Source organism: Cellulomonas sp. P5_C5, from assembly GCF_054049655.1.
Map to the genome: position 1 here is coordinate 70,518 of NZ_JBFULY010000011.1, position 26,177 is coordinate 96,694.

The 26,177-nt window shown below is 72.6% G+C and carries 19 protein-coding genes and 1 tRNA gene; 8 read left to right on the forward strand and 12 right to left on the reverse strand.

Going from position 1 to position 26,177, the window contains the following annotated elements:
* Positions 1–63 precede the first annotated feature (63 nt).
* Positions 64–888 (reverse strand): Bax inhibitor-1/YccA family protein, encoded by an 825-nt coding sequence (locus ACXJKF_RS11830; protein ID WP_456787915.1) that lies wholly within the window; start codon positions 886–888, stop codon positions 64–66.
* A gap of 197 nt (positions 889–1,085) precedes the next feature.
* Here ACXJKF_RS11830 and ACXJKF_RS11835 point away from each other — a divergent pair, with 197 nt between their 5' ends.
* From ACXJKF_RS11835 to ACXJKF_RS11860, 6 genes are all read left to right on the forward strand, one after another.
* Positions 1,086–2,069, forward strand: a complete 984-nt coding sequence (locus ACXJKF_RS11835; protein ID WP_456787916.1) for an ABC transporter ATP-binding protein — start codon at positions 1,086–1,088, stop codon at positions 2,067–2,069.
* On the forward strand, positions 2,066–2,929 hold the full coding sequence (locus ACXJKF_RS11840) for an ABC transporter permease subunit (RefSeq protein WP_456787917.1): 864 nt from the start codon (positions 2,066–2,068) through the stop codon (positions 2,927–2,929). Before ACXJKF_RS11835 ends, ACXJKF_RS11840 begins: the two co-directional genes overlap by 4 nt.
* Before the next feature lie 51 nt (positions 2,930–2,980).
* Positions 2,981–3,208, forward strand: coding sequence for a hypothetical protein (locus ACXJKF_RS11845; RefSeq protein WP_456787918.1), 228 nt, complete (start codon positions 2,981–2,983; stop codon positions 3,206–3,208).
* A 52-nt stretch (positions 3,209–3,260) separates the two neighbouring features.
* Positions 3,261–4,121, forward strand: coding sequence for a siderophore-interacting protein (locus ACXJKF_RS11850; RefSeq protein ID WP_456787919.1), 861 nt, complete (start codon positions 3,261–3,263; stop codon positions 4,119–4,121).
* A 3-nt stretch (positions 4,122–4,124) separates the two neighbouring features.
* Complete coding sequence (locus tag ACXJKF_RS11855; RefSeq protein WP_456787920.1) at positions 4,125–4,553, forward strand: VOC family protein; 429 nt, start codon at positions 4,125–4,127, stop codon at positions 4,551–4,553.
* A gap of 298 nt (positions 4,554–4,851) precedes the next feature.
* The gene (locus tag ACXJKF_RS11860; protein ID WP_456787921.1) at positions 4,852–6,225 is read left to right on the forward strand and encodes a family 43 glycosylhydrolase; all 1,374 of its coding nucleotides are present in this window, start codon (positions 4,852–4,854) and stop codon (positions 6,223–6,225) included.
* 45 nt (positions 6,226–6,270) lie between these two features.
* Here the strand turns inward: ACXJKF_RS11860 and ACXJKF_RS11865 are convergent, their stop codons facing one another.
* The 10 genes from ACXJKF_RS11865 to ACXJKF_RS11910 form a co-directional block, all read right to left on the reverse strand.
* The gene (locus ACXJKF_RS11865) at positions 6,271–9,822 is read right to left on the reverse strand and encodes a family 43 glycosylhydrolase (RefSeq protein ID WP_456787922.1); all 3,552 of its coding nucleotides are present in this window, start codon (positions 9,820–9,822) and stop codon (positions 6,271–6,273) included.
* Between the two features lie 2 nt (positions 9,823–9,824).
* Positions 9,825–15,992, reverse strand: a complete 6,168-nt coding sequence (locus ACXJKF_RS11870) for an Ig-like domain-containing protein (protein ID WP_456787923.1) — start codon at positions 15,990–15,992, stop codon at positions 9,825–9,827.
* 216 nt (positions 15,993–16,208) lie between these two features.
* Positions 16,209–16,285, reverse strand: a tRNA-Leu gene (locus tag ACXJKF_RS11875).
* Between the two features lie 76 nt (positions 16,286–16,361).
* Positions 16,362–17,849, reverse strand: a complete 1,488-nt coding sequence (locus ACXJKF_RS11880) for an NAD(P)/FAD-dependent oxidoreductase (RefSeq protein ID WP_456787924.1) — start codon at positions 17,847–17,849, stop codon at positions 16,362–16,364.
* 80 nt (positions 17,850–17,929) lie between these two features.
* Complete coding sequence (locus ACXJKF_RS11885) at positions 17,930–19,393, reverse strand: GH1 family beta-glucosidase (protein WP_456787925.1); 1,464 nt, start codon at positions 19,391–19,393, stop codon at positions 17,930–17,932.
* 97 nt (positions 19,394–19,490) lie between these two features.
* Positions 19,491–20,609 carry an HAAS signaling domain-containing protein gene (locus tag ACXJKF_RS11890; protein WP_456787926.1) on the reverse strand — a complete coding sequence of 373 codons (1,119 nt, stop codon included), beginning with the start codon at positions 20,607–20,609 and terminating at the stop codon, positions 19,491–19,493.
* Positions 20,606–20,935 (reverse strand): PadR family transcriptional regulator, encoded by a 330-nt coding sequence (locus ACXJKF_RS11895; RefSeq protein WP_055917522.1) that lies wholly within the window; start codon positions 20,933–20,935, stop codon positions 20,606–20,608. Before ACXJKF_RS11895 ends, ACXJKF_RS11890 begins: the two co-directional genes overlap by 4 nt.
* Before the next feature lie 337 nt (positions 20,936–21,272).
* A complete protein-coding gene (locus ACXJKF_RS11900; RefSeq protein WP_456787927.1) occupies positions 21,273–22,226 on the reverse strand; it encodes a Ppx/GppA phosphatase family protein in 954 nt (317 codons plus the stop codon).
* 301 nt (positions 22,227–22,527) lie between these two features.
* The gene (locus ACXJKF_RS11905) at positions 22,528–23,028 is read right to left on the reverse strand and encodes a DUF501 domain-containing protein (RefSeq protein ID WP_456787928.1); all 501 of its coding nucleotides are present in this window, start codon (positions 23,026–23,028) and stop codon (positions 22,528–22,530) included.
* 29 nt (positions 23,029–23,057) lie between these two features.
* Positions 23,058–23,795, reverse strand: a complete 738-nt coding sequence (locus ACXJKF_RS11910; RefSeq protein ID WP_456787929.1) for an FtsB family cell division protein — start codon at positions 23,793–23,795, stop codon at positions 23,058–23,060.
* A 107-nt stretch (positions 23,796–23,902) separates the two neighbouring features.
* Between ACXJKF_RS11910 and ACXJKF_RS11915 the strand changes: the two genes are divergently transcribed.
* The gene (locus tag ACXJKF_RS11915) at positions 23,903–24,253 is read left to right on the forward strand and encodes a PadR family transcriptional regulator (RefSeq protein ID WP_456787930.1); all 351 of its coding nucleotides are present in this window, start codon (positions 23,903–23,905) and stop codon (positions 24,251–24,253) included.
* Entirely contained in the window at positions 24,253–24,801 is a 549-nt protein-coding gene (locus ACXJKF_RS11920) for an HAAS signaling domain-containing protein (protein WP_456787931.1), read from the forward strand. The genes ACXJKF_RS11915 and ACXJKF_RS11920 overlap by 1 nt, the downstream gene beginning before the upstream one ends.
* Positions 24,802–24,858: 57 nt before the next feature.
* On the opposite strand, the gene eno is transcribed toward ACXJKF_RS11920, so the two are convergent.
* On the reverse strand, positions 24,859–26,139 hold the full coding sequence (gene eno, locus ACXJKF_RS11925) for a phosphopyruvate hydratase (protein WP_456787932.1): 1,281 nt from the start codon (positions 26,137–26,139) through the stop codon (positions 24,859–24,861).
* Between the last annotated feature and the right edge of the window lie 38 nt (positions 26,140–26,177).

Consider the following 26,177-nt stretch of genomic DNA (forward strand, 5'->3'; position numbering starts at 1 on the left):
GACGCACGTCGGCCCGAGTGCGTTCGATCATCGCACCCGGGCCCACGGCAGTCAGGTCAGGCGTCAGTCGCCACGCAGGATCGCGAAGATCCGCAGCAGCTCCAGGTACAGCCAGACCAGCGTCACGACGAGGCCGAAGGCCGCCGTCCACGCGAGCTTGGCCGGGACACCGGCCTCGACGCCGCGCTTGATGGAGTCGAAGTCGACGATGAGCATCGCGGCCGCGAGCACGACGGCGATGAGACCGACGGCGACGCCGATCCAGCCGGACCGCAGCGGGCCGTACTCGCCCCCGCCGACCCCGAACAGCATGAGGCCGAGGTTGATGAGCGAGAACACGAGGTAGCCGACCATCGCGATCAGCAGGGTGCGCTGGAACTTCGGCGTGACCCGGACCTTGCCGGACTTGAACAGGACGAGCGAGACCGCGAAGACCGAGATGGTGGCCAGCACCGCCTGGCCGACGATGCCGTTGTAGAACGACTCGTACCACTGGCTCAGGCCACCGAGGAACACACCCTGCGCCGCGGCGTAGAGCAGGATCAGCGGCGGGCTCGGCTCCTTCTTGAACGCGTTGACCAGGCCGAGCACGAGCCCGACGATCGCGCCGACGATCCACAGTCCGGGCGCGAGCACCCAGGTGGCTGCACCGGTGACGACCAGCACGGCCAGCAGGCCCGCGGTCTTCATGATGACGTCGTCGTACGTCAGCCGGCCCGTCTCGCGCGTGGTCGCGGCGGGGGCGGCGTACATCTGGTCGAGGGTGGCGGCGTCGGCCACCTGAGGGCCGGGGGTCCCGTAGGAGACCGTCGACGTGGGCGTCTTCTGGCCCTTGCGCTGGACGGGGTCCTGGAACACCGGACTGTTGTTGAAGATCGGATTGGCCATGGCGTCCTCCTGGACGGATCGGGCGCTGTCAGACAAGGCTGTCACCGTAGCGAACGTCGACGGGGGCGCGTTCGTTCCCACGCCTCGTACGCCTCGGCCTTTCGGCGGGGGCGGATCCCCCCTTGGTCCGATGTATGGCCTTGCCGGACACCTCTAGGGTCGTCACGGCTCCATTTCCCGACTGACGAGGAACAGTGATGATCGAGGCCCACGACCTCACGAAGAGATACGGCAGCAAGACGGCGGTGGACGGCATCTCGTTCACCGTGCAGCCCGGCCGGGTCACCGGCTTCCTCGGCCCGAACGGTGCCGGGAAGTCCACCACGATGCGCATGATCGTCGGCCTCGACCGGCCGACGCACGGCACCGTCACCGTCAACGGCCGCCCCTACGCGGAGCACCACTCCCCGCTGACGCAGGTCGGCGCCCTGCTCGAGGCCAAGGCGGTCCACACGGGCCGCAGCGCCCGCAACCACCTGCGCGCCATCGCCGCGACGCACGGCATCGGCAACAAGCGCGTCAACGAGGTCATCTCGATGACCGGGCTCGACACCGTCGCCAAGCGACGCGTCGGCGGCTTCTCGCTCGGCATGGGGCAGCGCCTCGGCATCGCGGCCGCCCTGGTGGGCGACCCGCAGACGCTGATCCTCGACGAGCCCGTCAACGGGCTCGACCCCGAGGGTGTCCTCTGGGTGCGCAACCTGGTCAAGTACCTGGCCGGCTCCGAGGGGCGCACGGTCTTCCTCTCCTCGCACCTGATGAGCGAGATGGCGGTGACGGCCGACCACCTCATCGTGATCGGCCGCGGCAAGATCATCGCCGACGGACCGGTCGAGACCGTCATCTCCGAGGCCACGCGGTCCACCGTGCGCGTCCGGTCGCCGCAGGCCACCGACCTGGCGGCCCGCCTGGCCGGTCCCGACGTGACGGTGACCCCCGCCGAGGACGGCCTGATCGAGGTGCACGGGGCCACAGCCGTCGAGGTCGGCGAGATCGCGGCGGCATCGGGCATCGTCCTGCACGAGCTCACGCCGCTCCAGGGCTCCCTCGAGGACGCCTACATGTCCCTCACGTCCGACTCCGTCGAGTACCACTCGGCCGCGCTCCCCGGCGAGGAGTCCCACTCGGCGGGCGCCCACGCCGCCACCTCTGCTACGACCACCGGAGAGGACGCCCGATGAGCACCGCCGTCGCCACCGAGCCCCACCGCCACGCCACCCCGCTGAAGGACTACAGGCTGAGCTTCGGCCACCTGCTGCGCGGTGAGTGGATCAAGTTCTGGTCGGTCCGCTCGACCATCTGGACGATCAGCATCTTCCTGCTGGCGACCGTCGGCCTGGTCGTGCTGATCAGCCTGGCGTACGTCAACGCCCCCGGCCCCGAGCAGGGCGGCCCGCCCGACGCGACCGACGCGCTGGCGCCGTTGAGCTTCGCCGTGACCCTCGGCCAGCTGGCCCTGGCCGTCCTCGGCGCGCTGACCATCACGAGCGAGTACACCACCGGGATGATCCGCTCGAGCCTGACCGCCGTGCCCAAGCGCCTCCCGGTCCTGTGGTCCAAGGCGATCGTGCTGATCGTCGCGGTCCTCGGGGCGAGCGTCGTGGGCGTCGCCATCGGGACGGCCCTGCAGTGGCTCTTCTTCGACGGCCAAGGGCTCTCGGTCGACTTCAGCGACCCGGAGATGATTCGGCCGCTCGTCGGCACCGCCGTGTACCTGGCGACGATCGCGCTGTTCGCGTTCGCCCTCGGGGCGCTCATGCGCCACTCGGCCGCGGCCATCGCGACCGTGCTCGGCCTCCTCCTGGTCGCGCCGATCCTCTTCAGCTCGATCCCGTGGAAGCCGCTGACCCTGATGTTCCCGTTCCTCCCGGGCATCGCGGGGCAGCAGCTCACGCAGACGCAGAGCCAGCTCGAGGCCGCGGCCGAGTTCTCGGACATCGGGGCCGACCTGAGCGCCTGGGAGGGCTACGGCGTCCTCGTGCTGTGGGTCGTCATCGTCCTCGGGGCGGCCGCCGTGCTGCTGAAGAAGCGCGACGCCTGACCTGACGCACGACGAAGGGGGCGGTCCGGTTGCGGACCGCCCCCTTCGTCGATGTCAGACGACCTCGCCGAGCGCCGGCTACGTGACGCGCGCGACGGTCGCCGCGCCGTCGTCACCACGACCCCCGCCGGCGTGCGGGCGCTGGCCGAGACGCGCGCCGCTCGCGCCGAGGTCTACGCGGACCTGCTAGCCGACTGGTCCGACGACGACCGACGGCTCCTCGCGGACCTGCTGACCCGGCTCAACGACGAGCTCGACGCCCAGGGCAGCAGGACCTGACACCGGCTAGCGTGGGCCGCCGCAGGAACGCCCACCACGACGAAGGACCTCGATGACCGACGCACCGGCCCGCACCCGCCCCGCACCGCTCGTCGGGGAGGTCGTCCGGACCGAACGGCTCGCGGAGACGATGGTCCGGGTGGTCGTCGGCGGCGCGGGCCTGGCGGCGTTCGAGCCGTCGCCGCACGCCGACTCCTACGTCAAGGTCGTCTTCCTGCCGGCCGGCACCGACCGCCCGCTGCGCGCGGACGGCCGCCTCGACCTCGACGCGGTGCGCGCGAGCCTGCCGCCCGAGCAGCAGCCCCGCCAGCGCTCCTACACCGTCCGCGCGTGGGACCCGGTCTCGCGCGAGCTGACGCTCGACTTCGTCGTGCACGGCGACGAGGGCCTCGCGGGACCGTGGTCGGCGGCTGCACAGCCTGGCGACGAGGTCCTCGTGGTCGGCCCCGGCGGCGCGTGGTCGCCCGATCCCGACGCGGCGTCGTACCTGTTCGCCGGCGACGCGAGCGCGCTGCCCGCGATCGCGGTCGCCCTCGAACGGCTGCCCGCCGACGCGGTCGGGCACGCTGTGATCGAGGTGCACGGCCCCGAGGACGAGATCCCGCTGGCCTCCCCCGCCGGCGTCCAGGTGCTCTGGGTGCACCAGGGCTTCTCGGTCGCCGGTCTCGCGCTCGTCGACACCGTGACGGCACTCCCCGACCTGCCGGCGCCCGTCAGCGCGTTCGTGCACGGCGAGGCGGGCGTGGTGCGCGAGCTGCGCCGGCACGTGCGCGCCGACCGCGGGATCACGCGGGACCAGCTCTCGGTGTCCGGCTACTGGCGCCTGGGCGCCGACGACGAGGGCTGGCGGGCCACCAAGCGCGACTGGCTCGCTACGATCGAGCAGTCCGAGGCGGCGGAAGGGCTCGACTGACCCATGTGGAGCGTGACGTTCGACTGCGCGAGCCCGGCGGCGATGGCCCGGTTCTGGGGTCCGGCGCTCGGCTACGTCGAGCCGCCCCCGCCCGACGGGTTCGCGACCTGGGACGACTGGGCCCGCCACCACGAGGTGCCCGACGACGAGCTGGACGACGGCGCCTACCTCGCGGACCCCGCCGGGGTGCTGCCGTCGCTGTCGTTCCTCAAGGTCCCCGAGGGCAAGGTCGTCAAGAACCGGCTGCACCTCGACCTGCGCGTGTCCGGCGGGCGGTCGGTGCCGCAGCACGAGCGCGAGGCCCTGATCCGCGCTGCCGTCGACCGGCTGACCGCCGCGGGCGCCACCGTGCTCGCCGAGCACCCCGGGCGCGACGGGCTCGACCACGTGGTGCTGGCGGACCCTGAGGGCAACGAGTTCTGCGTGGTCTGACCCCCGGGGGTCCGGGTGACCGCTCTGGGGTGCGTACGCGGTGGCCACCGGGGCGTTCAGGGTGGGCGCCCCAGGGCTGGCCGACGTACCGCTCGCGCTGCTGCGCCGGACGTGCGGCTCGGCGCCGCGGGTAAGCGCTCCCCCACGTGCGCGCGCCTAACCGCTTCACGCCTTGCCGTCACCCCCGCGAGGCGCGATGTTAGCGCTCACACGGCGTCGCGACGACGCCGTGCGTCCGTGCGGGTGCGCCGCGCTCCGCGGGGACGAGCCGTCACGACGACGTCACGGAGGAAGACCCATGATCCGAGCACGCACCCGCAGCCGCAGACGGTTCGCCGCTCTCGCGGCGGTCGCGACCCTGGTCGCCGGAGCGGCGATCACGGCACTCGCACCCGCCGCGCAGGCCGCTGCGCCGCCCCTGGTGTCCGCACAGTCCGGGCGCTGCCTGGACGTCAACGGCAACGACGCCACGCCCGGCGCCGGCATCCAGATCTGGGACTGCAACGGCGTCGCCGGGCAGGGTTGGACGCTCACGTCGGCCGGCGAGCTGCGCACGTTCGACGGCACCCGCTGCCTCGACGCTCTCAACTGGGGCACGACGCCCGGCACCAAGCTGATCTCGTGGAGCTGCACGGGCGGCGCCAACCAGCGGTTCGCCTGGGGGTCCAACGGCTCGCTGGTCCACCAGCAGTCCAAGCTCTGCATCGACGTCACCGGATCGAAGACCGCCAACGGCACCCCCGTCGCGCTGTGGACGTGCAACGGCGGCGCCAACCAGCGCTGGTCGGCTCCTGCTGCCTACCCCGGGCCGGGGAACATCACGGGCGCCACCTGGGCCCATGACCCCACCGTCGTGAAGCGTCCCGACGGGACGTACCTCGTCGCGACGACGGGCCGCGGCATCCCGCTCAAGACCTCGTCGGACCGCACCGCGTGGAGCGACGTCGGCTCCGCGTTCCCGAACGGCACCCCGTGGACGTCGAGCTACACCACCGGTGACCTGTGGGCGCCGGACCTGTCGTACCGCAACGGCCAGTACTACCTGTACTACTCGGCCTCGACGTTCGGCAGCATGAGCTCGGCGATCTTCCTGGCCACCAGCCCGAGCGGGAACGCGGGCACCTGGACCAACCGCGGACTGGTGGTGAGCACCACCAGCTCCAGCAACTACAACGCGATCGACCCGGACCTGGTGGTCGACCAGCAGGGCAAGTGGTTCCTCAGCTTCGGGTCGTGGTGGTCCGGGCTGAAGGTCATCGCGATCGACCCGTCGACCGGCCTGCGGTCCGGGACGTCGTTGACGTCGGTCGCGTCACGCAACGGCAGCGGCATCGAGGCGCCGGACATCTACTACCGCGCCGGGTACTACTACCTGTTCGCCTCGTTCGACAACTGCTGCAAGGGCGCGCAGAGCACGTACCGGATCATGGTCGGGCGCTCGACGTCGGTGACCGGGCCGTACGTGGACCGCAACGGGACCGCCATGACCAGCGGCGGCGGGACGCAGATCCTCGCAGGTCACGGGTCCATCCACGGCCCCGGCCACTCCGCCACGCTGACCGACGGCGACGGGACGATCCTCTTCTACCACTACTACACGGACGCGGGTGACTCCCGGCTCGGCATCAACCGGCTGAGCTGGGACTCGGCAGGCTGGCCGGTCGTCAGCTGACGCGCGAGGAGGCCCCGGTCGGCGTGACCGGGGCCTCCTGCGTGCTCAGTCCCAGGGCCAGAGCGACCCCCGCTCCGGCGCCACGGGACCGACCGGCTGCGACGTCGCGGATGCCGTGACGAGGCCCGCCCCGAACCCCGTCACGCGCACCGTGAGCGTCGCGCCCTCCAGCGCCGGGGTCACGGCGAGCCGCTCCCCCGTCACCCCGTCGAGCCGCACCCCGTCGGCGAACCACGCGTACGCCAGGCGCACGTCGCGGGGCTGCCAGCCGGAGGTCGTCGCCCGGACCGTCTTGCCGACGCGGGCGTCGCCGGTGACCTTCACCGTCCCCGGCACCACCGTCTGCGACGGTGCGCAGTCGGGGGCGTCGGCCCGGAACGCCCACGAGGCCACCTGCGGACCGGCGGGGAACGCGAACCCGTCGAGCGGGCGGGCCGTCACGGTGACGGTGCCGCCGAGCGGGACGGGCACGGTGCCCTCGGCCGCCGCGCCGCCGACGGTGTACGCGACACCCTCGACGGTCGGGACGGCGAGCGACCCGTCGCCGGTGCACGCGGGAGCCGTGAACACGGGCGCCTGCGGGGTCACGACGACGTCCGCGCACCCGGGGGCGACGAACGCGTGCTCCCACTCGGCGACGGCGCCGGCGGCGAGCTCGAAGCCGTCGGCCGCGCGTGCCGTGACGACGACCTGCGCGTCCGCCGCGACCTCCACCGTGCCGGTGACGTCCTGACCGTCGATCGCGTAGAGCACGCCCTCGACGTCCGGGATCGTGACCGTGGCGGTCCCGTCGCAGACCGGCGCGGCCTGGAACGTCGGCGCGACGGGCGTGACCACGCCGTCGGCCTCCGCGGCCCCGACCTGCCACTCGCGGATGCCCACCGAGCCCTGCCCGGCGGCCGCACCCCACGACTGCGCGACGATCCGCAGCGCCCGGGTGGTCACGGGCTCGAACCCGACGGGCTCGAACCCCTCGCTGTTCCGGCCGTACTCACCGTCCGTCAGCGTCACGTCGTGCCACGTCGAACCGTCGAGGTACTGGAGCACCCAGGAGCGGGGCGCGATGAGGCCCTCGTTCTGGGCGTCCGGCACGTTCTGGTACCACCAGACGTTTGCCCGGTCGACCGTCACGTCGAAGTCCCACGTCAGCTGCGCCCACTGCTCGCCGACGCGGTCCCACGTGCCCCAGGAGGCGCCGTACTTGCTCGCGTCGTCCTCGCCCCAGGCGTTCGTGCCGTCGACGAGCCCGCCGACGGCCTCCCACCCGGAGGTGAACGACGTGGTCGGCGTCGCGTACGGCGCGACGTTGCCCTCGAGCTGGGCGCCGTCGCCGAGCGGCACGGAGACCGTGGTGGTCGCCGTGTTCCCGGCGCGGTCGCGGGCCCGGACCACCAGCTCGTGCGGCAGCATGTCCGGAGCCTCGACGACGGCACCGGGTTCGACCGCGACCCAGTCACCCGCCCCGTCGAACCGGTGCTCCAGGGCTGCCAGACCGGACAGGACGTCCGACCCGCCGACCGTGACCGCGCGCGTCGCGGCGTCCAGCGTGGCGGTGACCGTCGGTGCGGCGGTGTCCACCTTGACGGTGCGGGTGACCTCGGCGGACACGTTGCCCGCCGCGTCGGTCGCGCGGCCGGTGACTGTCGACTCGCCCTGCGTGTCCACCGGGACGTCGACGAACCGGGCGTCCGGCGTGGCCGTCCAGGCACCGGCCCCGGTGCGCGTCTCGATGACCGTCCGGTAGGAGGTGTCGTCGTCGGCGGCCACCCGGACGGTGACCGGCGAGGAGAACCAGCCGTCCTCGCCCGACGTGCCGGACGCGGCGACCGTGACCGTCGGAGCCGTCGTGTCGTCGCCGCCCGGGTCGACCGTGCCGCCCACGTGGACGGTCGCGGTCAGGTAGGCCGCCGACTGCCCCAGCGCGCGGCCCTCGACGGTGAACGTGCCCTCCGCGGCGTACTGCGCCGGGTCGACCGGGCGCCAGCTGACGGGTGTCCAGAGGCCGTCGACGCGGACCGCCTCGGGCAGCACGGGCGCGGTGCCGACGGGCGTCGCGACATCCACGTCCGGCAGCGCGCCGGCCTGGACCGCGTAGACCTCCCACTCGGACACCGCGACGGAGTGCACGTACGCACCCTCGTCCTGACCGCGGAACGTCGCCCGCAGCGCGGTCGTCGTCACCGGCGTGAACGTCACCGTGTGCCACTCGTCCGTGGCCGTCGGGTAGGTCGCACCCTGCACCGGCTGCCAGTCGCCGGCCTCGTCGCGGTACTCGACCACCCAGGAGGCGGGTGGACGGATCCAGTTGCCGTCGCGGTGGAGCTCGATGCCGACGCTGCCGGTGCGCACGGGGGCGTCCCACGTGTACTGGAGCCAGTCGGTCGCGTTCGAGCTGGTGACGCCGCGGTAGTTGCCCCACTGGTCGGGCGGCAGCAGCGCGGTCGTGGCGCGGAAGCCGTCGTTGATCGAGCGGAGCGTCATCGGCGGCTGCTCGGTGAACGAGGCGGCCGCGGTCGCCGCGAGCGCGACGTTGTCGGTCAGCCGGAACGCCGGGTCGTCCGCACGCGTCGGGACCACCGGCAGGATCCGGTCACCGTCCCACTGCACCTCGTCGATCGCGATCGAGCGACGGAAGTGGCCCCCGCCCACCGCGTCCTTGGTGTGGTACGTGATCCACCAGCGGCCGTCGTGCTCCACGATCGACGGGTGCACGGTCGTCGCGGACGTGCCGCCCAGGATGATCCCCTGGTACGTCCACGGGCCCAGGGCCGACGGCGCCGTCGCGTACGCGATGCACGCCTGGTAGTTCGACGGCGTGCACTCCGAGCCGCCCTGCTTCCAGTCGTACGCCAGGTAGTACGTGCCCTCGCGCTCGACCACCCAGGGCGCCTCGAAGAAGCCGGTCAGCCCGCCCAGGGTCGAGATTGCGCCGGTCGTGGCGGTCATCGTCGGCTCGAGCTCGACCACCCGCGCGACGCCCCACGAGCCCCAGTACAGGTACACGCGGCCGTCGGTGTCGGTGAAGACGTGCGGGTCGATGACCTCCTGGCCGTTCGTCGACGTGCCGAACACGTCGGTCCAGGTGAGCAGCGGCTCGCCGACCGCGTCGGTCCACGGGCCCAGCGGGCCGTCGGAGACCGCGACGCCGATCGCCATCCGGTTGGGGACCTCCGTGTTCTCCCACTGCACCGGCGCGTACCAGTAGAACTTCCCGTCGGCGCCGCGGGTGACCTGCCCGGCGTACGCCCCGTCGCCGGTGGCCCAGTCGAAGACCTCGTCGGGGTCCAGGTTGTCGGCGTACAGGTTCCAGTCGCCGCTCGTCGGGTCGGCCGTGGTCAGCACGCCGTAGTCGTGCATCTCGAAGCCGCCCTGCTGCTCGGCCGCCTCGTCGTGACCGCCGTAGACGTAGAGCGTCCCGTCCACCGACAGCGGTGCCGCGTCGGCGGAGTAGTACGTCCCGTCGCCGAGGATCGGGTTGCCCTCGGTGTGGAACGACCGGGTGGCGGGCGGGTCCGCCGCGACGGCAGCCGACGGCCAGGCCGTCAGGGCCGTCGCGACGAGAGCGCCGGCGAGCACGGTGGTGAGTGTCTTCCTCATGATCAACGTCCCACCTTCGTGCCGTCGGAGGTGCGGCTGGTCGGGGTGTAGCCGTCCTTGGTGCCGGTCACCGTGACCGTGAGGACCTTGCCCCTGTCGGCGGTGCGCACCAGGTAGACCGGGAGGTCGGCGCCCTTGATCGCCTTGCCGTCGAGGAACCACTGGTAGCTCGTCGACACCGGGAACGGTGACCACGGCGTCGTGACCGCGACGACGGGCAACCACGGCTTCGCGATGCCCACGATGCGCACGTCGTGCGCGCCGAGCTGCCCGGGTTGGACCGTCGTCGGTGGCGACGAGACCCACGCGGACGGGTCGTGCCCGGCCGCGGCGCCCCGGACGTCGACCGCGAGCGCCTTGCCGACGTCGGCGGGACGCGGGCCGTAGCTGCTGCTCGTCGCTCCCCGGACCGACTTCCCGTCGAGCATCCAGCGGTACTCGAGCCGTGCGTCCGCCGGCCAGCCGGTCGTCTGCGCGGTGACCCGCTGACCGACGACCGCCGCGCCGAGCGCGACCGTGCCCGCCTGCACCGTCGGCCGGACCACGGCCGCGGACTCCGCGGACGTCACCGAGACGCTCTCCCAGCCGTCCAGGTACCCGGTGACCTCCACGGTCACGGTCTTGCCGACATCCTTCGACGTCGGCACGTACTCGGAGCCGGTCGCGTCCTTGACCAGCTTCCCGCCGACCGACCAGCGGTAGGCGAGCTCGACGCCGTCGGGTCCCCAGCCGGCGGTCTGCGCGAGCAGCACCTGCCCGACCGTCGGGATGCCGACCACCTCGACGGTGCCCGCGGTGACGACGGCCTCGCCGGGTCCGGCGGCCACCTCGAGCGGCGCCTCGGCGACCGACTCCCCGCTCGTGGCCCGCACCGTGTACGACCCCGCGTCGAGCGTGGCCGGCAGCGGTGCCGTGCGCAGCGAGCCGGCTCCGTCGGCGTCGGTGGCGAGCGTGCCGAGCGCGACGCCGCCCGGCTCGAGCGTCACCGCGTAGTCGGCGTCGGCCGTACCGCCCGCGAGGGTCGCGTCGAACGCGTCGCCCGCGGTCACCGGACCGGTGGGGACGGTGAGGACGAGCGGCGCGACGCTCGCGCTGTCGACCTCCCACTCGACGATCCCGACCCACCCGTTGGCGGGCTTGGTCAGGGTCGCGCGCAGCGCCGTCGTGGTGACCGGGGCGTGCGTGACGGTGTCGAACTGGCCGAGCGTCGTGGTGAACCCCGACGGCTCGGGCACGGGTGCCCAGGTGGTGCCGTCGTCCAGCAGGTACTCGAGCGTCCACGACGCCGGCAGTCGAACGCCTCCGCCGTCGTCGAAGAACAGGATCCTGCTCGTCGTCGTCGTGACGGGCGTCGGCCAGTCGAGCCGGGCCCACTGGGTGGCGCCCGCGATGTTCCACGTGCCCCAGGCCGAGGCCTGCGACGTGACCGGGTGGACGGCGACGCCGTCGGTGATGCCGGCCGCGCGGTTCCACGTGGTCGACGCCGAGACGCTGACCACGGCGTTGGGCGCGATGTTCACCGGGGCGTTCGGGTCCGGTGGCGGCACCTCCAGGGTGCCGACGGTCGAGACGTTCCCCGCCCGGTCGGTCGCCCGGTACTCGACGGTCGCCGCCTGGGCGATCGTCGCACCGGAGCCGTAGGTGGTCCACGCGCCGCCGTCGACCCGGTACTCGATCGACGCGATGCCGGAGCCCGTCTCCGTGGTCGTGACCGTGAGGCGTCGCCGCGACTCGTCGAAGCTCGCCGCCACCACCGGTGCCGTGCCGTCGATGTCGACCGCGACCGACTGCACCGGCGAGACCAGCCCGCCGTCGTCGGTGGCCCGGGCGCGCACGGTGTGCCGCCCGTCGCCGCTGACCGTGAGCGGACCGGTGACCTCGGTCCAGACACCCCCGTCGACCTGCGCTTCGACGCGGGGTGCCGGGTCGTCCTCGTCGGTCGCGGTGACCGTGACGACGACCGGGCCGGTGAACCACCCGCTGGCCGGACGCGCCGGCTCGGTGGTGGCCGTGACCACCGGTGGCGCGGGCGCCCCCGAGGTCACGGTGACGACGACCGTCGGCCGCTTGTCGGTGCCGACCACGGTCCCCTCGACCGTGAACTCACCGGCCTCGGCGTACGACGCCGGGTCGACCGCGTCCCAGGTCACCGGCACGGAGGCCTGCGACCCGTCGTTGTACACCGCGATCGCCCGCGCCGGGAGCACCGGTGCGGTCTCGGCCACGGTGGTCACCGCGAGCGGCTCGAACGTGTTGACCTGCACGGCGTCGGTCGGGCGCACCCAGACCGTCGCCCGCGCCAGCCGCGACGTCCCCTGCACGAAGCCCGGCACCGTGAAGTCCCCTTGCGCGGCATAGGCCTCGGCCGGGACGTCCTGCCACGTGACCGCCCGGGGCACGCGGGTGCCGTCGGCGAACACGACCTCGACCTCGTCGGGCAGCACGGGTGCGACCCCGACGAGCGTGCGCACCGCCACCGGCTCGACCGACACGGGCTCGTCCGCGAGCGCCTGCCACTCGATGATGCCGGGGTAGCTCGCGCCGTTGCGGACCAGCGTGGCGCGCAGCGACGTCGTCGTGACCGCGTCGTGCGTGACGGCATTCAACGAGCCGTCCTCCGTCGGGTAGTCGCTCGCACCCGTCACCGGCAGCCACGAGCCGTCGGACGCCAGGTACTCCAGCGACCACGACGACGGGGGCAGCACGCCACCGGGGTCCCGGTTGGAGTGGAACAGGATGCGCGACTCGTCGACGCGCACCGGCTCGGGCCAGGTCAGCCGCGCCCAGTACGTGTTGCCCGCCCCGGAGGCGGTCCCCCACGTGCCCCACGCGTCCGACTCGGCCGCGGCCGGGTAGTTCGTGTTGCCGTCGTTGATGGCGGCGACGCTGTTCCAGCCCGTGACGGCGGACGCCGTCGCGGTGGCATCCGGCGCGACGTTCGTCTTCGCGCTGCCGCTGACCACGGCGTCGACCACGACGTCCGTGCCGGTGCTCAGCTCGCCGTCCGAGGCCGTGAGGCGCAGGACGTAGCGGCCGGTGGTGTCGAACCGCACGACGGTGGTCGCCGCTGCGGGGCTCGCGATGACGGCCTCGGCCCCGTCGGGGGCGCTGACGACGGTCCAGCCGCTGGTCAGCGTGCCGGCGGGCTGGGCGTCGTCGGTGACCGACCCGATGAGCCGCACCTGGCCCGGCTGGTCGAACGCCGGGTCCTGGTAGGCCGTGACCTTCGGGGCGGCGTTGGTCGACGGCGGCGCCTCGACCCCCGTCGCGAAGGCCTGGATCTCCTTGATGCCCGTGCGGAAGCCCGCAGCGTGCTTGACCGTGACGCGCAGCCGGTCCGCCTGCACGGCGGGGAGCTGCACGTGGTTGAGGTTGGCGGTCGAGTAGACCGGCGTGCGCGCCTGCCCGGTGACGGGGTGCCAGCCCGCGGCGTCGTGGTACTCGAGCGTGTACAGCTCGGGTGCCGCGTAGCCCTGCACGGTCGCGGTGGACGACGAGCGGTAGAAGTACAGCCGCACGTCGTCGACGGTCTGCGTGCCGTCCAGCTCGACCTCGACCGAGTCGGTCGCGTTCGGCGACCCGGCCGTGCCCCAGAACGGCTCGTTGACGGTGGTCCCGTCCACGGCACCCGCGGCACCCCGGCCCGCCGCCTCGAACGTCGCCGTCACCGGCCGGCCCGCGGCCAGGTTGGCCGAGCCGGTCGACGCGGTCGTGATGTCGGTGCCCGCCTTGGCGAAGATGTCGACCACGCGGGCGTCGTCGGCGAACCGGACGTCCGCCGCCGCAGCCAGCGCCGCCCCGGACGCCGTGACCACCTGCGCGCCACCCTCGGGCAGCTCGACCGTGCCCGTCGCCGGGTCGTAGACCACGTGCGCCAGGTCGTCCACCGTGAACGCGAGCTCACCGTCGAGGAACACCGAGTACCCGGCGGGCACGTCGGCGCCGTAGTGGTCGCCGGTCTCGTCCCACGTCACCGTGAGGTCGCGGTCGTGGTACCGGATGTTGTTGGCCGTGAAGTACGGCCAGTCGATGTCCACCGGGTCGAGCTCGATCTTGCCGTCCGCGCGGCTGCGCAGACCCATCGCGTCCTCGATGACCGTGAAGTTGGTCGCGCCGAGGATCGTGTGCTGGATCCACGAGCGGTACCCGATGGAGCCGCCGTCGGCCGCGGAGCCGTTGGCCCAGAACTCGTTCTGGTTGGGCAGCCGGTTGTCGCCGCCCTGGTAGTGCGCGAACGCGTTCCAGTAGAGGAGCTGCTTGTACATCTCCGGGGTCACGTAGTCCGACGGGTAGTCGCGCAGCACCGAGGCGAACATCCGGAACAGCACCGTGGAGTTGATGACGGAGAAGTTGTTCGAGCCCGCCTCCGGGGAGTCGTCCTTGTCCACCTGGTTGGCGGTGAAGAACGGGAACACCGGGTACTGGTCGGCGTCGGCGAACAGGCGCAGCGCCTCGACGTAGGACGCGTCGTAGTCCGGGTCACCCTGCTTCGGCATGAGCCCGACGGTGAACGGGTAGTAGTTGTTGATCTCCTTGTACGGGTTGAGCGTCCCGTCCTGCGTCATCCGGTGCTTGAGCAGGTTCCCGTACAGGCCCACCTGGTCCGGCGTCGTCTGGGCCGGCTCCCACAGGAGGTCGATGACGGCCGACCGCACGCGCGCGGCCAGGTCCTCCATGTGCTGGGCCTTCTCGGTCTCGCCGGCGACCCGGAAGAACTCGGCGGCAGCCTTCGCGTTGGAGTACAGGTACGCGCTCTCGGTGCGGTCCATGTTGGCGCCGTGCCCCGGCCAGTGGAACGACACCGCGTCGGCGTCGTTGCCCGTCATCGCGCCCCAGCTGTACTCGATGAGGTCGTTGCCGTTGCCGTCGTACGCGTCGAGCAGCCCTTCGACGTCGTCCATCGAGTGCTGGCCGAGGGTGCCACCGATCGCGCCCGGGCCGCCGTGCAGCTCGTACGCCCGCCACGCGGCCTCGGTGATGTACTCCGTGTACGAGTTCGACCAGTTGGCCGGGTCGCCCGGGTTGTCGACGAACTTCCCGCTCTTCGACACCTCGCCGACGGACAGCGCAGGGCCGTACGCGTACGTCGGGTCCCGGAAGTACTTGAGGTCGTCGACGAACATGCCGACCGTCAGCACGATCGCGTTGTTGTAGCCGAGCACGCCCTCCATGGACGTCGGGAACTGGTAGTCGTTGCCCGGGACGTCGGCGTCGAGGTAGTTGTAACGCATCAGCCACCAGCGGTAGAAGAGCGTCTTGTCGATGTTGTCCTCGGGGGTGTCGAGGTACGGGATGTTCTCCGCCCACCACCGGTTGTAGGCCGTGACGTGCGTGCGGAACGCCTCGGCCGGGCTCGCGGCGCGGTACGCGGCGTAGCCGGACGCGGACCCCGGGAGCTCGTCGACGAGCATGCCGAGCTGGAGCTTGGTGCCGGCCGTGCCGTTGGCGGGGACTGTCAGGTCTGCCGTGAGCGCGCCGGCAGCCGCGGTGAACCCGTCGCCCGAGAGCCGCGGGTAGACCGTCGTGATCGAGTTGAACGCGCGGACGGCCCCCACCAGCTCGTCGCCCTCGGCGTGCGTGGTCAGCGGCGACGTGGCGCTCAGGGTGACCGTGCGTGCGGCGCCGGACGTGTCGGTGACGTCGACGTCGGCCACCAGCACGTCGTCGTCGGTGATGAACTTCGTCTGCCGCAGCGTGAGCCCGCCGCCGGTGAACACGCTCGAGAAGTACGACGGGGTCTGGCGGCGCTGCGACGGCTGCTCGGTGAGGGTCACGGGCGAGCCGTCGGCCTGCACGGTGAACGTGAACGCTCCCCCGCGGCCCAGCGACTCCCAGTACGCGACATCCCCGTCCCAGCCGAGCGCGGTCGGCTGGTGGCTCTTCATGAACACGGCGCGACCGCGTGTGAACGCCACGCGGTTCTCGTCGGCGTCGAACCCGGGCCCGGTGCGCGCGAGCATCCGGTCCATCCAGAAGTCCGTGCCGGGTGCGCTGCCGGCGCCGGCGGCGACGTCCTCGTCGAACACGCGCTGCAGGTACGGCGACGGGCCGTACTCCACGCCGGTGTCCGGGACGGGGGTGTCGGATCCCTCGAAGACCGGCATGCCCAGGCTGCTCTGCGGAACCTCCGCTCCGGGGACCGCCGACGCCGCGACCGGCACCAACGACACGGCGACGACCGAAACGGCGACAAACGAGGTTGCGAGCACCCGGGCACGGCCCGATGCGAGGAGCGAAATCTTCACGTCCGGAACGCCTCTCTCCATTGAGAATGCGAGGAATGCCAGGAGCGTCGCATACGGTCTGCAACGACCGCAATGGGTTTCGGTGTTTTCGGTCGCAGAGACGCCGATCCGCCGCGGCGGAAAGATGGGCTCGCGCGCACGTGGTGCCCCCGCCGGGGTTCGAACCCGGACTGTGCCGGGTTTAAGCCGGCTGCCTCTGCCAGTTGGGCTACGGGGGCTGCGCGCCATCCTGCCAGCCGCACAGCACGCGAGCCCCCGACCCCGCGGGGGGTCGAGGGCTCGCGTCGAGAGTGATCAGGCGGTCTTGGCGGACTTCTTCGACGCCGGCGATCCGGGCTCCGCCTTCTGGGGCGGCAGCGCCAGGTCGCCCTCGCCCGGCTCGACGGCGCGCGGCTTGGCAGGCACCGACGCGGCGCGGAACTCGGCGCGCGGGTCGTGCAGGCTGCCGAGGGCGACCACCTCACGACGCAGCAGCAGCGCGCCCGTCCAGCCGGCCGCGATGCGGATCTTGCGGTTCCACGTGGGCATGGCGGCCACGTGGTAGCTGCGGTGCAGGACCCACGCGAGGAAGCCGCGGACCTTGATCCGGCCGAACATCTGCGCGACGCCCTTGTACATGCCGAGCGACGCGACGGCACCGATGTTCTTGTGCTTGTAGTCGGTCACCTCGGCCGAGCGCAGGACGCGCGCCAGGTTGTCGCCCAGGTGGTTCCCCTCGCGCAGCGCGTGCTGGGCGTTCGGGGGGCAGAACTGGCCCGGGTTGAACAGGTCCGGGACGGCCGCGCAGTCACCGGCGGCGTACGCGTCGGCCACGACCGTGCCCTCGGCGTCGACGACCTGCAGGGCGGCGTTGCAGGTGACGCGGCCCATCTTGTCCAGCGGGAGGTCCGAGTTCTGCAGCACCGGGTTGGCCTTGACGCCCGCCGTCCACACCAGGGTCTCGGCGTCGAACTCCATCTTGTTCGACAGCACCACGTGGCCGTCGACGCAGCTGCTCAGGAACGTGGACAGGTGGATCTCGATCTGCCGCTTGCGCAGCTGCTCGAGGGTGTACCCACCGAGCTCCTCGCTGACCTCGGGCAGGATCCGCGGCGAGCCCTCGACCAGGACGAAGCGCAGCTCCTCCTGCTCGATGGCCTTGTAGTACTTCACCGCGGCACGGGCCATGTCCTCGACCTCGCCGAGCGCCTCGATGCCGGCGAACCCGCCGCCGACGAAGACGAACGTGAGCATGCGCTTGCGCAGCTCGGGGTCCCAGGTGCTGGCGGCGATGTCGATCCGGTTGAGCACGTGGTTGCGGACCGCGATGGCCTCTTCGACGTTCTTGAAGCCGATGCCCTGCTCCGCGAGCCCCGGGATGGGCAGCGTGCGGGCGACCGAGCCGAGGCCGACGACCAGGTGGTCGTAGGTGATCCAGTACGGCTCACCCTCCTCGGGCGTGATCTGCACCGTGCGCCCGGCGTGGTTGATCTCGCTGACCTTGCCCTGCAGCACGTCGATGCCCTTGAGGGCGCGGCGGTGCGGGGCGACGACGTTGCGGGGGTCGATGGACCCGGCGGCCGTCTCCGGCAGGAACGGGGCGTACGTCATGTACGGGCGGGGGTCGACGACGACGATGGCCGCCTCCCGCTTGCCGAGCCGCTTGCGCAGCCGGCGCGCGGTGTACAGGCCCACGGTGCCGCCGCCGAGGATCACGACACGGGGCACCTTGCGCGGCTTGCCCGGGCGGGCTGCCGCAGCTGTGCTGGTCGTGGTGGCGACGTCGGAGGCGGGGATAGGCATGCCTCAACGGTAGCGGCGCGGACATGCTGACGCGCTCCAGGAAGCCCCGAGAGGGCGGTGATAATGCGCACAGTGGGAACTCAGGAACGCGCCACCGCGTTCGCGCGGACCACCGACGAGTACCACTCCATGCTCGCCTTCGGGGTCCGCTCCTGGGTCTCGAAGTCCACGTGCACCAGGCCCCAGCGCTGGCTCATCCCCTCGGCCCACTCGAAGTTGTCCAGCAGGGACCACGCGTAGTAGCCGACCAGCCGGACACCGTCGTCGATGGCCCGCGCCGCCTGCTGCAGGTGCGCGCGGAGGAACTCCAGCCGCTCCGGGTCGTCCGTCGTGCCCTCGGACGTCCGGTCCGGGATCCCGTTCTCGGTGATGACGAGCGGGGGCGCGTCCGGGTAGTCGATGAGCAGGTCCATCAGCAGGTCATAGAGGCCCTCGGGGTAGACCTGCTGCCACACCGCCGCCGACGTCGGGTACGCCTCGACCTGGTTGCCGGCGTCGTCCACCCCCGTCACGCCGTAGTACTGCACCGCCAGCACGTCGAGCGGCGCACTGATGGCGTCGAGGTCGCCGTCCTGGACCAGGTCCGCGAACGCCGCCGCGTCCGCCGGCAGCTGCCCCCGCAGCGGGCCGATCGCGTCCGTCGGGTAGCGCCCCAGCAGGACCGGGTCCAGGAACATCCGGTTCTCGACGGCGTCCGTCCGGACCGCCGCCGGGTCCGCGTCGCGGCTCGTCGGGTAGACGGGCAGCAGGTTCAGCGCGATGCCGATCTCCCCTGCTGCCCCGCTGTCCCGGAACGCCTGCACCGCCCGGCCGTGGCCGAGGAGCTGGTGGTGGATCGCCGCGGCCGCCTGGTCGACGTCCGTGATCCCCGGGGCGTGCACCCCCCACCGATGGCCGACGTACGCGGTCGTCTTCGGCTCGTTGATCGTCAGCCACGTCGCGTCGACGTCCCGCAGCGCGTCGAACATGACCGCCGCGTACTCGCCGAACCGGTCCGCCGTCTCGCGCACCGCCCAGCCACCGGCGTCCTGCAGTGCCTGCGGGAGGTCCCAGTGGTACAGCGTGATCGCGGGGTGGATCCCGCGGGCCAGCAGGCCGTCCACCAGCCGACGGTAGAAGTCCACGCCCGCCTGGTTGACGTCCCCGGAACCTGTCGGCTGGATGCGGGGCCACGCCACCGAGAACCGGTACGCCGGCAGCCCGAGGTCCGCGACGAGGTCGAGGTCCGACTCCCACAGGCGGTAGTGGTCGGCGGCCGGGTCACCCGTCGACCCGTCGCTGATCCGCCCCGGCGTCGCCGCGAACGTGTCCCAGATCGACTGCCCGCGCCCGTCCACGGTCGTCGAGCCCTCGACCTGGAACGACGAGGTCGCCGCCCCCCACACGAACCCCGCGGGGAACGCCATGGGCTCGGCGGGCGGCTGCCACCCTGGTGCGGTGGGCGTCGGCGTCGCCGTGACCGGCCCGTCTGACGTGCAGGCCGCCAGCAGTCCAGCGGCAGAGACGCCGGCACCGAGCTGCAGGACCGTGCGGCGATTCAGCATGCCTCTCCTCGTCGAGTGGTGGGAGCGTTCCCACCACGCATTCTCGCAGGACGAGGGCGTCGGCGGCACCCGTTTCGTCAGGTGCCGCCGACGGAGGTCACGGCGTGCTGGAGGGCGACGGTGACGGGGCGGGACCCTCCGCGCCGATCGCCGCCTCCGCGGGAGCGTCGAGCGCCGGGGCCTTGGCGAACGGCCACGGCGGCGTCATCGCGCTGGACCCGATCGGGAGCACCTGCGCGCCGTCGTCGTCGTACGTGAACTCGGACGTCGGCGCACCCTGCAGCGGGTAGACGTTCCAGCGGGCACGCCCGTCCGTGTCCACCCGGCTGACGAACGACCACGGTTCCGTGGCCTCGGGGAACCAGTACTGCTCGAAGCCGTTGTCGAACGTCGTGCGCACCGGGCGGCCGCGGTCGTCGTAGACCTGCACGTCGCTCAGCGGGTTGCCCTCGGCGTCGTACACGAACAGGTTGCTCACCTGCATGCCGTCGACGACGACCCCGTCGACTGCCTTGTCCTGGATGATCGTCTGGGTGCCCCCGCCGCCGAGCTGGCCGGCCGTGTAGTCCGCGTAGACCGACTCGCTCGCGCTCACCCGGTCGTGCACACCCCCCAGCAAGGGCAGGACGGCGACCACGGCGACCGCGTTCGCCGTCACCGCGACCCAGGCCACCCGACGCGACTGGAACCACTCCCCTCGCCCGTACTGCACGCTGAGGACGACGGCGCCCACGAGCACGAGGAACGCCGCAAGGTTGCGCGGGAGCCACCCGGACACCCCGAGGAACGTCGCCACCAGCTGGTAGACGACCCAGCCGCGCAGCAGCCACCAGACAGGCCGCAGCGCGATCAGGAACGCCTCGACCGGCGCCCACCACGTCGTCGCGCGCAGGCGTCGCAGGATCCAGCGGCCCAACCGCCGGGTGTCCTCCACCGGGTCGCTCAACCGCCGGACCCGCCGCCCGTCGGCCGTCGCGGGCGCCAGGCCGGCCGCCGCCCGCAGCTCCGCCGCATAGTCCTCGGGCGGCCCGAACTGCTCCAGGACCCCGCGCCCGTGCGCCACGTGCCGCTCGTCGTCCAGCGCCTCCGCAAGGTCCGCCTCGAGGTCGTCCGTGAGGTCGTCGACCTGCTCCGGGCCCAGGTCGGCGAGGCTGCGGCGCACCGCCGCCGCGTAGCCGGCGACGTCAAGGACGTCCGTGGTGTCCAGCACGCTCATCGCACGACCTCCGTCTTGAGCAGGCGGCCCATGGTGCCTGCGAACTCCTGCCAGTCCTTGCGCTGCGCCTCGAGCATCGCCCGACCCTGCGCGTTGATGCCGTAGTACTTGCGGTGCGGTCCCTCGTCGCTGGGCACCACGTACGACGTCAGGGCTCCCGACGAGTACAGGCGCCGCAGCGTCCCGTACACCGACGCGTCCCCGACCTCCTCGATGCCCGCGGCGCGCAACCGGCGCACGACGTCGTACCCGTACCCGTCCTCGTCCGAGACGACGGCGAGCACGGCCAGGTCGAGCACGCCCTTGAGCAGCTGGGTGGTGTCCATGGGTCCTCCGGGGTTCGCGCCCGGCGGCGCCGACCGCCCTTCGGGGCGACCGACGGCGCCGGGCCGGCGAGCTGGTGCGGGAACCCCCTCCGGCTCCCGCAGGCGAGACGCTATTACACATTGCGCACTACCGTCCAGAACGCGCCAGGCGTGTCGCCGCGCGTCACGGCGTGTCGCGCGGGCCATCCGCGACGTCCGAGCAAGTGGCTGCCCAGGCGCGCACTTCCTCGGACGTTGCCTTCGCCCCGGCCGTCGCGCCCGAGGATGTGGCTGCCCCAGCGCTCGGATCCCCGGACGTCCGCACTCGTGCGGGTGGGGACCCACCGGAATGCGGACGTCAGCGGGTGGCGATGCTCCAGGCGATGCCGTCGAGGATGTCGTGCTCGGACGTGACCACCTCGGTCAGCCGGCCTCCGGCGGCGGAGACCTCGTCGCGCACCCGTCGGATGACGTCCGCCCAGACCAGGGCGCCGGCACCGATGACGTCGACCCGGCCGGGATGCATGAAGCCCAGGGCGGCGCGGTCCTCGCGGGACCGTCCCAGGAGGTCGTCGCACGCCGCGAGGACGACGTCGACCGGCAGCACCGACCCGTCGATGACGTCGGGGTCGTACGCGGGCAGCCCGAGGCCGTGGGCGGTCACGGTGGTGACCGTGCCGGCGAGGCCGACGAGCGTGACCGTCTTGCCGAGCGGGACGACGGCCGACGCGGTGTCCAGCGCCGCCGCGACGTCCGTGTGCGCCGCCGCGATCTCGGCGGCCGTCGGCGGGTCGCTGCGCAGGTGCCGCTCGGTCATCCGCACGCAGCCGACGTCCATCGAGAACGCCGCCTCGGGGGTCGTGGTGCCCAGCACCAGCTCTGTCGAGCCGCCGCCGAGGTCGACCACGAGGAACGGTCCGGGGTGCCGCGCGCCGAGCACGCCGGTGGCCCCGCGGAACGACAGCTCGGCCTCCTCCTGACCGGCGACGACCTCGGGCTCGACGCCCAGCGCGGCGTGCACGCCGTCGACGAAGTCCGCGCGGTTCTCCGCGTCGCGCGACGCCGACGTGGCGACGAACCGGATCGCCTCCACCCCGAGCCCCGTGCAGATGTCGTTGTACCGGCGGGCGGCGTCGAGGGTCCGCTCGAGCGCCTCGGGGGCGATCCGCCCGGTCCGGTCCACACCCTGGCCCAGCCGCACGACCTCCATCCGGCGGTCCAGGTCCACCAGCGTCCCGGCGTCCGGGTCGACGTCGGCGACGAGCAGTCGGATCGAGTTGGTCCCGCAGTCGATGGCAGCCACACGAGTCACGCGCACATCCTCGCACCGCTCCCCCACGCCACTCGAACACGCCGCCCCGCGCCGGCCGTCCGAGGACGTGCTCGCTCCAAGCTCGGACGTCCCCGGGTTGCTGCTCGCAGCGTCCGAGGAAACGGCTGCTCCAACGGCCGAAAGCTCGGACGTCCCGAGGTTGGCGCACACAGCGTCCGAGGATGTGGCTGCTCCAGCGCGCACAAGCTCGGACGTCCCGGGGTGGCCATTCACTTGTCCGCGGACGCACAGGGACCAACCTCGCGATGCCCGGACGTCGCGTGTCGCGGCAGCAGCGGGATCAGCAGGTGCAGCGGTCCGGGCGCCAGTCGTCGCGGATCAGGGTCAGGGCCTCGTCGCCGATCGGGTTCACGCCGGGGCCGGCCGCGAGGGCGTGTCCGACCAGGACGTGCAGGCACTTCACGCGGGTCGGCATGCCACCGGCCGAGATGCCCGCGATCTCCTCGACGTGCCCGAGCGCCTCGCGGTCCACGAGATAGGCCTCGTGAGCCCGACGGTAGGCGGCGGCGAGCTCCTCGTCGTCGGCGAGCCGGGCGGTGAGCTCCTTCATCAGCCCACCCGCCTCGAGCGTGCTCACCGCGGCGACCGCCGGCGGGCAGGTGAGGTAGTAGGTCGTCGGGAAGGGGGTGCCGTCGTCCAGCCGGGGGGCGGTGCGGACCACGAGCGGGCGGCCGCAGACGCACCGGGCAGCGATCCCGACGACGCCGCGCGGAGGTCGGCCGAGCTGCTCGGCGAGCACCGCGAGGTCCTGGTCGGTCACGTCGTCGAAGGTGGGGGCCACAGGTCGGTCCGTTCGTGCAGGGGGTCCGGTCAGCCGCCGGCGGGCGGTGCGGGCGTCCCATTGTCGCCCGGCGTCGCCGCATCCTCCGCACCGGGCACGGGCGTCACCCCGGCGACCTCGATGGACTCCCACACGTTCGCGTACCAGGGCAGCGTCGCGCCGGCGTCCAGCACGGTGGCCGGGCCGTCGGCGGCGGGCGGGGTGTCGGGGACGGTTTCGGGGTCGACGACGCGGAACGCCTTCTCCCCCGGCAGCACGAACGACAGCCGCTCGCGCGCCTGTGCCGTCACGTAGGCCGGGTCCTCCCAGCGCCGCAGGTCCGCCTCGAGGTCGTCGTTCCGCGCGCGAGCGGCCTCGACCTCGGCCCGCAGCTGGTCGACCTCGACGCGCTGCTGCAGGTAGGCGTGCAGCGTCGGGTACACCAGCACGAACGCGAGCAGGAGCACGCAGGAGAACACCATCGTGCGGACGGTGAACAGCCGCGGGACCCGCACCTGCACCCGCTCCGCGCGCGGGGTCCCCCGCGGCGGGGTCGGCGTGCCGCGGGTGGCGGGCCGGGTGGCGGCGGGTCGCGACGACGACGGTCGGGGCGACGACGAGGGGGTGGGACCGACGCGAGGGGTCGCGCCGGAGCGGGGTGCCGACGGCCTGCTGCCCGCGCTCCCGCGCGGGACACCGCCCGCGGGGGTCGGTGTCCCCCCGGACCGGGGTGCCGCCGCGCGCCGACCCGGGGCGCTCGGGGACGCCGGGCGTCGGGGGGCAGACATGGCGTCGATTCTGCCCCGTACCGCCCCGACCTGCCCGGATATCGCATGCCGTGGCGCGCCGGACCGCCGTTGACAGGTCCCATGCGTCGCTCGGTACCATGCGTCACATGGAACCGGACGGATCTGACGCGCACGCCGTCCTGACCCAGCTGCGCCGCGGCACGCTCGAGTACTGCGTGCTCGCGCACCTCGACCGCGGGCCGTCGTACGGCCAGGACATCGCCCGCGCGCTCGGCGGGGACGACATCCTGTTCGGGTCGGAGGGCACGCTCTACCCCTTGCTCACCCGGCTGCGCCGCCGCCGCTGGGTGGACACCACCTGGCAGGAGTCCCCCACCGGACCACCCCGCCGGTACCACGCGCTCACCGACGAGGGGCGGGACGCCCTGCGCTCCTTCGTCGCCGTCTGGGAGCCGTTCCGCACCGGCGTCGACCACCTCATGAAGGGCGTCGCCTGATGCGCACGGTCCCGCCGCTCGTCGCGGCCTACCTCGCCGACCTCGACCGACGCCTGTCCGGCGCCGACCCGGCGGAGCGGGCGGACATCCTCGACGCCATCCGCGAGCACGTCGACGCAGCCGTCGACGAGCTCGGCCACGAGCCGACCGCCGACGAGGTGCGGCAGATCCTCGCGGACCTCGGTCCGGTCGACGACGTCGCGGCGGCCTGGAGCCCCGAGGACGCCGACCTGCCCGCACGGCCTGCCCGACGGTCGGCCACGGACTCACGCACGGGCATCGTCCTCGTCGCGCTCGGTGGCCTCGTGCTCGGGATCGCGCTCGTTCCGCTCACGGTCGTCCTGTGGGTCGTCGCGCCCCTGGCCGTCGCCGCGGTGGTCGCGGGTGCGATCGGCTGGGCGCGCGGCAGCGCGGGGTGGCGCACCGTGTGCGTGCTCGCCGCGCCGGTGGTGCTCGTCGCGGGCCTCGTGGGGGCCGCCACGCTGGCCTTCGCCACGAACGTCTCCGTCGACGCACCGCCGCCCTCCGTGTCCCAGCGCGCCGGCTGACCCCTGACACGCCGGAGGCCGGCCACCCGAGCGGGTGACCGGCCTCCGTCACAACCGTCAGGCCGTGAACCGCGGGAAGGCGGAACGACCGGCGTAGCGCGCGGCGTCGTCCAGCTCCTCCTCGATGCGGAGCAGCTGGTTGTACTTGTTGATGCGCTCGCCACGGGCGGGGGCACCCGTCTTGATCTGGCCGGCGTTCGTGGCCACCGACAGGTCGGCGATCGTGGTGTCCTCGGTCTCGCCGGAGCGGTGCGAGGTCATCGTCGTGAAGCCGCTGCGCTGGGCCAGCTCGACGGCGTCGAACGTCTCCGTCAGCGTGCCGATCTGGTTGAGCTTGACCAGCAGCGAGTTGGCGGACTTGAGCTCGATGCCCTTGCGGAGGCGCTCGGGGTTGGTGACGAACAGGTCGTCGCCCACGATCTGCACGCGGTCACCGACCTCGGCCACGAGCTGCGACCAGGACTCCCACTCGTCCTCGGACAGCGGGTCCTCGATGGAGACCAGCGGGTAGTCACGCACCAGCTGCTCGTAGTACGTGATCATCTCCTGCGGGGAGTGCGCGCGACCCTCGAACTGGTAGGCGCCGTCTTTGAAGAACTCGGTGGCGGCGACGTCGAGCGCGAGGCCCAGGTCGACACCGGGCGTGAAGCCGGCCTTCTCGATGGCGACCAGGATCAGGTCGAGCGCCTCGCGGTTGCTGCCCAGGTTCGGGGCGAAGCCACCCTCGTCGCCGAGGCCCGTCGACAGGCCCTTGCTCTTCAGCACGGACTTCAGCGAGTGGTAGACCTCGACGCCGGTGCGCAGCGCCTCGCGGTACGTGGACGCACCGATGGGCGCGACCATGAACTCCTGGATGTCGACGTTGGAGTCGGCGTGCGACCCACCGTTGAGGATGTTCATCATCGGGACCGGCAGCACGTGCGCGTTCGGGCCGCCGAGGTAGCGGAACAGCGGCAGGTCGGCCGAGTCGGCGGCGGCCTTGGCGACGGCGAGCGAGACGCCGAGGATCGCGTTGGCGCCGAGCTTGCCCTTGTTGGCTGTGCCGTCGAGGTCGATCAGCGCACCGTCGATCAGGCGCTGCTCGGTGGCCTCGAAGCCGATGAGCTCGGGGGCGATCTCGTCGATGACGGCGCTGACGGCCTCCTCGACACCCTTGCCCAGGTAGCGGGCGGAGTCGCCGTCACGGCGCTCGACGGCCTCGAACGCGCCGGTCGACGCGCCGGAGGGAACGGCGGCGCGGGCGATGGTGCCGTCGTCGAGTGCGACCTCGACCTCGACAGTGGGGTTGCCGCGCGAGTCCAGGATCTCGCGGGCGCCGACGGCCTCGATGCTGGCCATGGGTGCTCCTTTGGAAGCGGGTGGGTTTACGACCTCAC